We start from the raw sequence: 12,332 nt of genomic DNA, 5'->3' as shown, positions 1-12,332 counted from the left end.
GGATGAATTCTTATGAGACAACCTACTTCTTATTTACACGGGCATATACCCTTTTACAATGTCTACTACATTAGGCTCATATTTCTCAATCACTGATCTTGCACATTCTAGAGCTTCCTCATATTCAAATTGTCTAAAATATGACTCTGCTTCTAATAAACCAATCGTTACATCTTGAGAACGACTACGATAACGATTTCCGTATTGAATCACTTTTTCAGCCAAATCAGCTTGCTCCACCATTCCCATTACCATTTCTTGGTTTTTCTTCACAGTGGCCTCTGCTTCTTCTACCAACACCGTTACTCTTCCTAATTCAAGTGGAACTTGTGATAGTTGATTTGTAGCACGTATTAATGATTCCTCCGCACTTTCTAGTTGATCAACAGCTCGCTGTGGAAGACCTGGAATATTGCTCTTTTTAACGACTCGATTTGTTTCTAACATGATGTGTCTAAGCGATTGCAACGTTTCTTTTGCTGCTCTCTCATCTTCTCTTAACGCAAACAATGTTTCTTTTTCCTCATCGATTTGAGTAACGATCGTTTTCATCTCTTCTTGCCATTTATCAACCATTTCTCTAATGGACGTATAGGTTTGCTTTTGATGTTCAGCAAGATCAAAAAGCACGTATAATTGATTTGTTAGATCATGGACATTGTCTTTAATTTGTTTTTGCGTACTTATTTGTTGCTTCGAAACAAAGTAACTTTTTTGTACATCTAATGTTTCATTTGCTAATGCTTCTACCTTTTGCTTACTTTCTTGTACTTGCAGTGATAGTTGTTCTAATTGAGTATCAACATATTGTTTAGACTCTACTTCATACTCTAACGTATCATATAGATTTTCAATCTTCGTAGATAGTTCAAGAAGTTGTTCTTCTACCCCATCGCATTTTAAAACGACTAATTCTTCTTTTATTTTCGCAAGCTCTTGCTCCATTACCTCTAATCTAGAAGGAATAGCAAATGGCTCTAGTTGATAGCCTCCAGCTTCCATCTCCTTCATTCCATCTAGAATTTCCATCATCTCTGCTGGAATTTTCGTTTCTACTTGCACAAGAAGTTTAGGATACTCTTCAATTAATTGTTCTAAGTGTGTTACTAAAGAATGAGCTTCGACAAGATGCTCTCTTGCTTTTAAGTAACTCCCCTCAGCAGTTGACTCATCGAACAACTCTAAAAGTTCATTGACCTTGTCTACTTGTTCATCAAATGAAACAAGCCCTGGCCCTAATGAACCTCTTTTTTTCGTAATAACGGTATAAAGCTCTTTATAGGCTGCCCTGACCTCATCTATTTCTGAACGATTTTGTTCTTCACTTTGCACTAATCCTTCTACATCTTCTAACAAGTTTTTAATTTGAACTTCAATGCTAGTTAGACGCTTATCAGACAAGTCCAGTAATTGTTTTGCTTTTGCAAACCGATTTTTAGCAGCGAGGTCCTCAATATCAAATAATTTCTCTTCAATATCAGGTAAGATGACACCAACAATCTCGTCCCATTCATTTCGCCACGTCTCAAACTTTTCTTCCGTTTGACCTGACATATGTAGTTTCTTGACTTTGCCAATTTCATCAGGGATATCCCGATTCAAAATACCATTTTTCCATTCTTCGAGTCGGTCTACCTCTTTGTAGATCCGCTTACGCATGACAGAACTGACAATTATAAAAATAGCTGCAATCGCTATGGCTGTATAAACTAAATAAAAAAACATTTGAGGACTCCCTTCTTGCTCATTAATCTGTAGATTTCTTTGTGGCTTCTTGTTGTTTCGGCAAATAAAACAAAAATCCTCTATTTCTGACAAATTTGTCTAAAATTTTTACGATTTTGATAGTTTCTATGATACCATGAAATGGTTAGTTTGTATCCATGTAAAACGGTCAATTTGGGAAAATACTAAAAAAAACAAATCTTTTACTTCAGTCAAGCATAAGAGTGAATCCTGCTTTATGAAAGAGAATGATAAAGTGTTTTTTAGTACCTCTTTAACAATACCGTTCTTTCATTTGATATATGTAAGTTTCATTAACGTTAAGGAGCGAGCAGAACATGATACATGATGGTCACGTACATAGCCCTTATTGCCCTCACGGTACGAGTGATTCATTTGAAGAGTATTGTGATAAGGCAATTGAATACGGATATCAAGGAATTACATTCACAGAGCATGCTCCACTTCCATCTTCATTTAAAGATCCTACTCCAATGATGGATAGTGCCATGAAAATCGAGGATGTACATCGTTACCTAGAAGAGATCGAGGCACTAAAACAGCAATACAAAGGACATCTTAACGTCTATACCGGATTAGAAGTAGACTATATTGAGGGATATGAACATGAAACAACAGCGTTCCTAAATGAAATTGGACCGCTGTTAGACGATAGTATTCTTTCCGTTCATTTTTTACATCTGAAAGGAAGCTACCTTTGTATAGATTATAGTCCTGATGTGTTCCAAAAGGCAGCCTTACAATTAGGTTCTATCGATGCTGTATATCAGCATTACTACAAGACAGTAGCATCCTCTATACGGTCTGACTTAGGACCTTATAAACCGAAGAGGATTGGCCATATTACTCTTGCACGGAAATTCGCAAAAAAGTACCCAGCAAAACATGATCACTTACATGATCTTTCAACTATTCTTCATGAAATAAAGAATAGAGGATATGAACTCGATTATAATGGCGCTGGCTGTATCAAACCTTTATGCAAAGAGCCTTACCCTTATGATTCCATTATTGAACGAGCAATGGACCTCTCCATTCCACTGGTTTATGGTTCTGATGCCCATCAAGTAACTGGCTTATTGAGTGGAAGCAACCAGTTAGTCGCTAAGGCTGTTTTATCAAAGCCTCAACAATTATGAAATAGATCGTGGAAGTAAGTACGTTGTCGTTGTTGTATACTCTGATTGATTTTTGCATAACCACAGATCGACCCAATGTCTAATGTGCTTCATATACCTTTCAATAAAGTACGGTTCGGTTGTCGTAATTTGATATAGCTCACTTAAGTAATGAGGAGATTGAAACGGCATGTTGATCATTGTGCGCAAATGGATTACTACAAAATCAAGTGGCTGTTTTCGAAATTCTCCTCTCTTCATTCCTGTCCGAATGATCTCTTCAAGGTCATGCTTCTCTTTTCTAAGGTAGGTGCTCATGAGCTCACGGACAAGAACAGAATCCATGGTCATTTCTCGATGAACCATTCTTGCCACAAAATGATTCTTCGATTGATATTCAAGAAGAGACTTGATTAAAGAGAGAACAAGCTCCTTATTTGTTGTTATTGTTTTTTCTAATTCATTTTTCATGATTTGGAGGTGACCTTCAAGAAATTGAGTCATTAACTCTTCGTAAAGGCCTTTTTTTCCACCAAAATGATAGGAGACAAGAGCGACATTGACGTTAGCCTTACTAGCGATATCTCGGACTGAGGTACCATCGAAACCTTGTGTATGGAAAAGTCGAACAGCAGCATCAATTATTCTATCTTTTTTTGATTCCTTCATATTGGTAGCCCTCCTTATTTTTCCTGACTGTTATAAGTTTCGTGCCACTTGGTCAATTTCCTTTATGAATCGCTCGACAAAAATCTTTGATAAACCAACAAAATTCTTCATTTTCTTCCATTTTCCTCTATCATTCACCTAAGGTAGTTGTTTTCTTTTGCTTTATAGTGAAAATCAGGTAAAATGGCAAAATAGACGTCGACGCAGTCATGACACAATTCATATAAATGGAGGAAGCAAACCATGTTCCAACAAGAGATATATAAAGGAAGTTTAGAAGAAAAATACAACATCGTCACAAAGCAACTCGATGCGTTATTAACAGGTGAAGAAGATTTTATTGCAAACCTAGCAAATGCCAGTGCTTTGCTAACCCAATTTCTCCACGATGTAAATTGGGTTGGTTTTTATTTACTTAAAGAAGAAGGACTAGTGTTAGGTCCGTTTCAAGGATTGCCTGCATGTGTACGTATCCCTCTAGGTAAAGGAGTATGCGGGACAGCAGTAGAAAAAAATACAACGATGCTCGTACCTGATGTGCACCAATTTCCTGGTCATATTGCTTGTGACGCTGCCTCTCGTTCTGAAATTGTTATTCCAATTCGACATCAGGATTCTATTGTCGCTATATTAGATATTGATAGTCCCCTTCCATCTCGATTTACAGAAGAAGAACAAATGTATTTAGAGAAGTTTGTAGCCATTATTGAGAAGCATATTGTTAATTAATAAATATAAAAGAGGTTGCCTAAAAGGAGACACACTCTCCTTAGCAACCTCTTTTTCATTTGACAATCACCCTATTTTTACCAGCTTCTTTGGCGTCATACAATCCTTGATCTGCTAATTTGAACAGCTTTTGCAACGTCATCCCTTTTTCACTGGAGCTCCAGGAAGATAATCCAATGGATACCGTTACTCTAGGACTCGTTTCTAATTCAACAGCTCGCAATATTCTATGTGCAATTTGTTTGCCTATTTTTATTTCAACTCGCGGAAAATAAATAGCTAACTCTTCGCCACCCCATCTAGCAGCAATGTCCCCTTCTCGAATATTTTTCTTAAGAACATTAGCCACTTGAATAATAATATCATCACCTACTTGATGACCAAACGTATCGTTAATTGTCTTAAAATCATCAATATCTAGTAATAGGAAGCTTCCATTTGCATCTTTTTGCAAAGACTCTTGAATACATTCATCTAAAAACCTTCTTGAGTGTAGCCTTGTTAGATGGTCCGTTATCACTAGTCTTTCTAGTTCTTCATGAAGCATGGAATTCGTAAATGCTAATGTTGAATGAAAAACAAGGGACTGAAGAAGTTTAAAGTTATCAAAACTAAAATGATTCGTCTTGTGATGAATGGCAATGACTACGCCTTTTAACTCCTTATTTTGAATCATAGGAACAGATAGAATGGATTTATAACCTTCAATTACTTTTTCATTTTGAATATCAGTATCACCTATGAAAACAGAATCTTTTTCTCGCTTCATTCGTTGCAAAAAAGGCTCTAATTCATCTAGAATTGCCGCTTCACTAAATAAAGGTGAACTTCCTTCGAGCACGATGTATCCTCCATTAGGTTGGAAAATAATAAACCCAACTTGTTCGGCTCCAAACGACTCTGTAATCTGACGGGTCATAAAGTTAATCGTATCAGATAAGCGTAAGTTCAGATTTAACTGATGAGATGTCTCATTAATTAATTGTAAATCATAAATGAGTTTTCGACTTTGTTGAAACAACTCCGCATTTTCTAATGCAATCCCACCAGTGTCTGCAAGCATTTTAATAAACTCAATTTCTGCTCTTGGAATTCGAGTATAATCAACCAACTCTATTTCCATTACGCCATACACTCCCTGCTTTCCTTTAAGAGGCGCATACAACACTATATTTTCGTTCATTGCTTCATGGTCTACTTGAATCCGTCCAGTTAAATAAGCTTGCTCAGCCATCCGATTGCTACTGTCCGTTCCGTACATAAAGGGTTTAATAGGCAAATCATGATTCACTTTCCATTCTTGAGAAATTAGCAGGTGTACGTGAAACCGTGGATATACATTTTTTATCGCTGCAACAATTTCATCTAGTACGTTGGCAATATCCATTGTAGAGTGGAATTTTTTTGTTACTTGCAATAAGATGTCTTTACGTTTTTCTACTTTTCCCGTTGGCTGCTCAAGACCTTTTTCAAAAATAGGGATTAATTTATTTACCCACCCACAATAATGCTCTTTTTCAGCATAAACTTCTTCATCTGATTCAAAAGAAAATACTAGAAATGATACAACATTACTCATGAACACAACAGGGAAAAGAAGATAGGCGTTCGTATTCTTATTATTAAGTTTCTCTCCTGTAACTAGAAACGGCATATCCGTCTGTTCTAATTGTTCATCAATAAACAGTTCTGTTATAGTTACTTCGTCCATTGGAAGTTTTGTAGATGAACATACCAGTGTTGCTTTTTTATGGTTTAGTTCATATATACCTATGTGGCGATTTACCTTTTTTGTATAGCATGTTACCAAGGCTTTTGCCAAACGACTAAATTCCATCCGATAATCCGCCGCTATAAGCAATTCTTCTGGCGATACCCCCAGTGGTTCAAATAATTGGTCCAGATTAGCGGAGACAAGGCCAATGGATACAATTTCCAAATATTGATGAATCTTTTGGCTTTTCTCGTTCGTGCACTGAATGATAACTCCTAAAAAAAGCTTTTTTTCCTCCTGAAATATGGGAACCGAAATTTGGTGACAATCACCATATTTCATCATCATTTTATTCACCTGAAAAGAATGACAAAAGTACGATGTAGCCTTAACTAACTCTTTTGGAAGATAGCCAACTTCTTGTAAGGAAAGAATCCGATCTTCTGAAGCAACAAAGAAAACAGCAGGTTTAAAAAACGTCTGATGGGCTAGCATTCTTGAAACAACTTTGTCCAAAAAAATATCATATCTATTATTTATAGGCTGTACTTTGAAATCGTTTTTCATTCTCTTACAACACCACACAATCGTGTATGACCCGCCACTTTGACGTAGCCTACTTTATATTTTCATCCGGTATTCTTAACCAGTCATTTTTGTATCTATTTTACTATAAATAAGTAAAATAGTGTTAGGACTATATACATCCTAATTATACTATGTTCCTGTTATTCATGTAATGAAAAAATCAAATCATTATTTGCAAAGGAACTATACTCATGATATTTAGTAGTCAAAAGAGAAAGAAAGATAATCGATTCTTGACAACTGTATTCTTAATTCATATAATAGAATTTGTGTGAAATACGACAGCCACGGTAAACAAGCAATGTTCCTTCATTTTGTTCCTCGAACGGCTGCATAAAGACGAGGTGCATCGTGTAACTTCTAGCTGTCGAAGCGAAGATGCATGAAAGCAAAATGAACATTGTTTAGAGATTACCAGCCGGTTGTTATTTTGCAACATCAAAATAACAAGGAGGAGTCAAATTATGGCTCGTTATACAGGTCCATCTTGGAAATTATCTCGTCGTTTAGGAATTTCACTAAGCGGTACGGGTAAAGAATTAGCAAAGCGTCCGTATGCTCCAGGGCAACACGGTCCAAACCAACGTAAAAAGCTTTCTGAATATGGTTTACAACTTCAAGAAAAGCAAAAACTTCGTCACATGTTCGGAGTAAATGAGCGTCAATTCCGTCGCATCTTTGATGATGCTGGTAAAATGTCTGGTATCCACGGTGAGAACTTCATGATTCTTCTTGAGTCTCGTCTTGATAACCTAGTTTACCGTATGGGTCTTGCTCGTACTCGTCGTGCTGCTCGTCAATTAGTTAACCACGGTCACATCTTAGTTGATGGAAGCCGCGTAGATATCCCATCTTACCGCGTTAAGCCTGGTCAAACAATTGGTGTTCGTGAAAAGTCACGCAACCTTGATGTAATTAAGGAAGCTCTTGAAGGAAACGACTTCGTTCCTGCTTATGTAACTTTCGATGCTGATAGCTTACAAGGAACTTATAGCCGTCTTCCAGAACGTTCTGAGCTACCTGCTGAAATTACAGAAGCTCTTATCGTTGAGTTCTACTCTCGTTAATCTTTATAGAAAAAAGCCAGTCCAATTGGACTGGCTTTTTTTTGTCTTAGCTTAACAGATGATAACTTAGGGCACTAAAAATAGTGAAACTCACCCTTTCAGTGCCCCCTCAAAAACTTCTGCTTTTTTACTTGATTAATTTCATAAACTTACGTTTTCCGACTTGAAGAATCATACCGTCTTCTATTTCAACTTGTAACTGGACGTCCTCTACTTTTTCCTCGTTTATTTTAACTCCACCATTTTGAATCATTCTTCTAGCTTCTCCTTTTGAACTCATCATCTTCAACTCAACAAGTAAATCGACAATCCAAACCGATTCGTCACCTTCCCACTTAGTCTCAGGAAGATCTGTTGGAAGAGAACGCTTTTGGAAGACTGTTTGGAAATAATTTCGAGCTTCTTCTGCTGCTGCTTTTCCGTGGTACATTTCAACAAATAGTGCCCCTAAATTCATTTTTGCATCTCGAGGATGTACACTGCCATCTTTTAACCCAACTTCTAGGTTGTTAATTTCATCCATTGGTAAATCAGTTGCTAATTTGTAATATTTAATCATCAGTTCATCTGGGATCGACATCGATTTTCCAAAAATCTCGTTCGGAGCCTCATCTATACCAATATAGTTATTTAATGACTTAGACATCTTTCTTTCCCCATCAAGACCTTCGATCAGAGGTAACGTGAGTGCCACTTGCTTCTCTTGCCCATATGCCTCTTGTAATGTTCTTCCCATTAACAGGTTAAACTTTTGGTCCGTACCACCAACTTCGATATCCGTGTGTAACGCTACCGAATCGTACCCTTGCATTAATGGATAGAAGAATTCGTGAACAGAAATAGGTTGGCCTGACTTGTAACGTTTTTCGAAATCGTCACGCTCTAACATTCTAGCAACTGTCATATTAGCAGCAAGTTTCACTACGTCTTCAAACTGTAATGGTTTTAACCATTCAGAGTTGTAGTAAATCGTTACTTTATCCATATCAAGAATCTTTCCATATTGCTCAACATACGTTTTTGCGTTCTGCTTCACTTCTTCATCAGTTAATTGCTTACGTGTCTCAGACTTTCCTGTCGGGTCTCCAATTCGCCCTGTGAAATCCCCAATTAACATTTGAATTTCATGTCCTAACTCTTGAAACTGACGTAATTTATGAAGCGGAACTGTATGACCGATATGTACATCAGGTGCAGATGGATCCATTCCTAATTTAATTTTTAATGGCTTTCCTGTCGCTACTGACTTTTCAATTTTCTTTCTGAAGTCAGCTTCAGGAACAATTTCTACTACTCCACGCTTTAAATAATTAAGCTGTCTCTCTACTTCTGCTTTTTGTTCTTCCGTTAAAGTCCATTCTTTTTCCATCATTCATACCCCATTCTGTATATTTATATAAAAGAAAAAAGACCTCTCCCCTAAAAAAGGGACGAGGTCTTCGCGTTACCACCCTTGTTGAAAAGACACATGAATACGTGATCCATATCGGTCTTTTCCACTTCATTTAGTTAACGGTATCATCCGTTCTTTGCTTATCACAAAGAAAAGCTCCTGATTGTAATTCATCCTAACCTTTTGTGCTAATTCACAGCAACCATTAGCTCTCTTTTACAGGGAAGATTAAGACTACTTCGATCATTCTTCGCTTCATTATTATTCATTTGTATTCAGTCTTTTTTGTCAAACGACTATAATGTATCTTTTTTACCACAAGAAAATGACATTGTCAAACACCTTTTAACCCATATCGTCATTCGACAGCGTATGATATAATATTTACTGATATATGGGAGGTTTGCTATGAATCATAACGAATCATCATTTATAGAGAAACTCAAACGGTTTCCAAGAAAATTACATGAATTAAAGGTATTTCGAAAAATTGGTATTACATACCAAGTATTTTGGAACTTATTCCTTGTCTTTTTAATTGTTGGATTTATGGGGTTCTTTTTCGTGGGTGGCGCAGCAGCTGGTTACTTTGCCGCCCTTGTCAAAGATGAACCGCTTCGGTCAGCAAGTGAAATGCGAACACAAATTTATGATTATGAAGAAACAAGTGTTGCCTATTTTGCCGATGATCGCTTAATTGGAGAACTTCCAGCAGACATTGAACGTTACCAAGTTGCGTTAGAGGATATTTCTGAACACTTAAGAAATGCCATCATTGCTACAGAAGATGAATATTTCTATGAGCATGAAGGGGTTGTACCGAAAGCCATTATGCGTGCAACGTTTCAAGAGTTTGCCAACTCATCCTTACAAACAGGTGGTAGTACCCTCACACAGCAGCTGATTAAAAATCAAATTTTAACAAGTGAAGTATCGTTCGACCGTAAAGCTACCGAAATCTTACTTGCGATGCGCTTAGAGCACTTTTTGGATAAAGATGAGATACTTGAAGCGTACTTAAATATCGTACCATTCGGTCGTAATTCATCCGGTCGCCAAATTGCCGGTGTTCAAGCAGCAGCTAATGGTCTTTTCGGTGTAGATGCTAGTGAATTATCTATCCCACAAGCAGCCTATATTGCAGGCTTGCCACAAAGCCCATTTGGCTATACACCTTTTTTACCAGGTGGTGAAGTGAAAGATAATCTAGATCCTAGTATGAACCGTATGAGAACCGTCTTATCAAGAATGCACGAGGCTGGCTTTATTACGGAAGAAGAGTTTGAAGATGCCCTAGCTTATGATATTCCAGGGGATTTCACAGAACGAACTCCTGCCCCAATTGAGGAGTATCCTTATTTAACTAATGAAGTTTTATTACGTGCAGCCGACATGTTAGCTAAACAGAAGCTACAAAACAGTGGACATGAAGAACTTGAGCAATCAGAAGAAATTGAACTACTTAGTAGATATCGTCAAGAAGCTAGCCAGGAATTACGTACAAATGGATACCATATCCATACAACAATCGATGAAGATATCTACAAGGCCATGCAGGAAGCAGTCAAAACCGGTCATCTATTTGGCCCTGAAAAAGGTGGTCAACAAGAAGAAGTTGGGGCTGTTTTGATTGAAAATCATACTGGTGCCATTAAGGGATTTGTTGGCGGACGTGAGGAAGTATACGGCAGAGACTTCAATCGTGCCACTCGAGCGTACAGACAAAACGGTTCAACAATGAAGCCACTGCTTGCCTATGCACCAGCTATGGACGTTGGAGCGATCCAACCCGGAATTGTTGTACCAGACACCCCTACTACTTATCCAGGGGGGGAACCATTATCAAACTTTGATAATGGCCATCAAGGATTGCTTTCAGTAAGACAATCTCTTGCAAGATCTCGTAACATTCCTGCCGTACGTTCTTTTTTAATGGTACCGCATGAAAAGTCACGAGAAACATTATTAAAATTAGGATTCTCATTAAATAGCGGGGAGCCATATCCTTCCGCTCCACTAGGTTCAACCGATCATAACGTTACAGTTGAACAAAATACAAACGCCTATGCAACATTTGCTAATGGTGGGAAATACGTTGAATCCTATATGATTGAACGTATTGAAACGGCTCAGGGTGTCGTACTTTATGAACATGAGCCAACAGAAGTAGACGTATTTAGCCCACAAGCTTCATACTTAACGCTTGATATGTTGCGCGACGTATTAAAAGCAGGCGGTACGGCAAGTTCATTACCAGGCCGATTGAACTTTTCAGCAGATTGGGCTGGTAAAACAGGAACTACCAGTAACACTCGAGATTCCTGGTTTGTTGGCACCAATCCTAATGTTACATTAGGGGTTTGGATTGGCTATGACAAAGGCGAACAAATTAGTACAACAGTTAACGGGTTGCGGTCTGGACCAAGAACTCAGCAAATCTGGGCAAATATTGCCAATGCTGCTTATAGCCAAAAACCCGAATTGGTAGGACCAAGCGAGCGTTTTGCTAGACCTGATGGAATTGTATCTCGATCGATATGTAGTCTAACAGGACTTTTACCATCACCAATTTGTCAACAAGCCGGTCTAGTAACAACTGATCTATTTGACGCAAGATATGTTCCAAATAAAACCGATGATAGCTTGGAAAATGCTCGATATGTTACGATTAATGGAAGTAACTATTTGGCCCTTTCTAACACACCTTCTGAATTCACACAAGAAGGCGTTATGGTAGCCGATGATTTTCCTGGCATAGGAGATATATCAAAATACCTGCCAGATAATATGAAAAACTTAATTCCAGATAAAAAGGCACCTAATAATGGGAATACACCTGGTTCTGTTAGTGGAATCAAATTAAGCGGCAATTCACTTACTTGGTCCAAACACTCCGACAACGATATTGTAGGCTATCGAATCTATCGAGCTGAAAATGAAAGTACGAATTATAAACGTTATAATCACGTAAAAGGAAATGAAACAACTTCATTAAATGTGAATGGAGACAATTACTCGTACTATGTAACGGCTGTAGACTCTTCAGGCCGTGAATCGTCTGCTTCGTCCATCGTTGAAGGGAAAAACTATTCACCAGAGCCAGAGCCAGAACCTGAGCCAGAACCTGAAAAGCCAAAAGAGGAAGAGAAAGAGAAAGAAAAGAAAGAAGAAAAAGAAGAGAAGAAAAAAGAGAAAGAGAACGAAAACTCTTCTAATGATGGTAATGATAATTAACACATTGCAACTAAGAAAAAGCTAGGATTGTTCCTAGCTTTTTCTTTTTACACATCCTTTCAATTTACCACTGT

General features: G+C 37.7%; 8 protein-coding genes and 1 other annotated feature. Of the genes, 4 read left to right on the top strand and 4 right to left on the bottom strand.

The features are described from left to right. Window positions 1-33: 33 nt before the first annotated feature. Window positions 34-1,725 carry a septation ring formation regulator EzrA gene (gene ezrA / locus N0O92_RS03975; protein WP_315613337.1) on the bottom strand — a complete coding sequence of 564 codons (1,692 nt, stop codon included), beginning with the start codon at window positions 1,723-1,725 and terminating at the stop codon, window positions 34-36. A gap of 338 nt (window positions 1,726-2,063) precedes the next feature. Here ezrA and hisJ point away from each other — a divergent pair, with 338 nt between their 5' ends. Continuing rightward, a complete protein-coding gene (gene hisJ, locus N0O92_RS03970; RefSeq protein WP_315613336.1) occupies window positions 2,064-2,885 on the top strand; it encodes a histidinol-phosphatase HisJ in 822 nt (273 codons plus the stop codon). Here the strand turns inward: hisJ and refZ are convergent. After that, entirely contained in the window at window positions 2,880-3,533 is a 654-nt protein-coding gene (gene refZ / locus N0O92_RS03965; protein ID WP_315613335.1) for a forespore capture DNA-binding protein RefZ, read from the bottom strand. The genes hisJ and refZ overlap by 6 nt on opposite strands. A 243-nt stretch (window positions 3,534-3,776) precedes the next feature. Between refZ and N0O92_RS03960 the strand changes: the two genes are divergently transcribed. Continuing rightward, window positions 3,777-4,262: a GAF domain-containing protein gene (locus tag N0O92_RS03960; RefSeq protein ID WP_315613333.1), complete on the top strand. Its 486-nt coding sequence runs from the start codon at window positions 3,777-3,779 to the stop codon at window positions 4,260-4,262. A gap of 55 nt (window positions 4,263-4,317) precedes the next feature. Here N0O92_RS03960 and N0O92_RS03955 read toward each other — a convergent pair whose 3' ends face one another. Further along, window positions 4,318-6,543 carry a sensor domain-containing diguanylate cyclase gene (locus N0O92_RS03955; RefSeq protein WP_315613330.1) on the bottom strand — a complete coding sequence of 742 codons (2,226 nt, stop codon included), beginning with the start codon at window positions 6,541-6,543 and terminating at the stop codon, window positions 4,318-4,320. A gap of 485 nt (window positions 6,544-7,028) precedes the next feature. Between N0O92_RS03955 and rpsD the strand changes: the two genes are divergently transcribed. Beyond that, window positions 7,029-7,631 carry a 30S ribosomal protein S4 gene (gene rpsD, locus N0O92_RS03950; protein ID WP_315613329.1) on the top strand — a complete coding sequence of 201 codons (603 nt, stop codon included), beginning with the start codon at window positions 7,029-7,031 and terminating at the stop codon, window positions 7,629-7,631. 127 nt (window positions 7,632-7,758) lie between these two features. On the opposite strand, the gene tyrS is transcribed toward rpsD, so the two are convergent. Continuing rightward, window positions 7,759-9,000, bottom strand: a complete 1,242-nt coding sequence (tyrS, locus tag N0O92_RS03945) for a tyrosine--tRNA ligase (protein ID WP_315613322.1) — start codon at window positions 8,998-9,000, stop codon at window positions 7,759-7,761. Between the two features lie 54 nt (window positions 9,001-9,054). Further along, window positions 9,055-9,284: a binding site (T-box leader), on the bottom strand. Window positions 9,285-9,432: 148 nt separating this feature from the next. Here tyrS and N0O92_RS03940 point away from each other — a divergent pair. Beyond that, a complete protein-coding gene (locus N0O92_RS03940) occupies window positions 9,433-12,258 on the top strand; it encodes a transglycosylase domain-containing protein (RefSeq protein ID WP_315613321.1) in 2,826 nt (941 codons plus the stop codon). Window positions 12,259-12,332: the final 74 nt, after the last annotated feature.

Origin of the sequence: Alkalihalobacillus sp. MEB130 (assembly GCF_032335535.1) — a bacterium.
Classification (GTDB): domain Bacteria; phylum Bacillota; class Bacilli; order Bacillales; family Bacillaceae_D; genus Halalkalibacter.
Note: the sequence above shows the minus strand (reverse complement) of the source record. Positions and strands in the feature narration are given on the sequence as shown.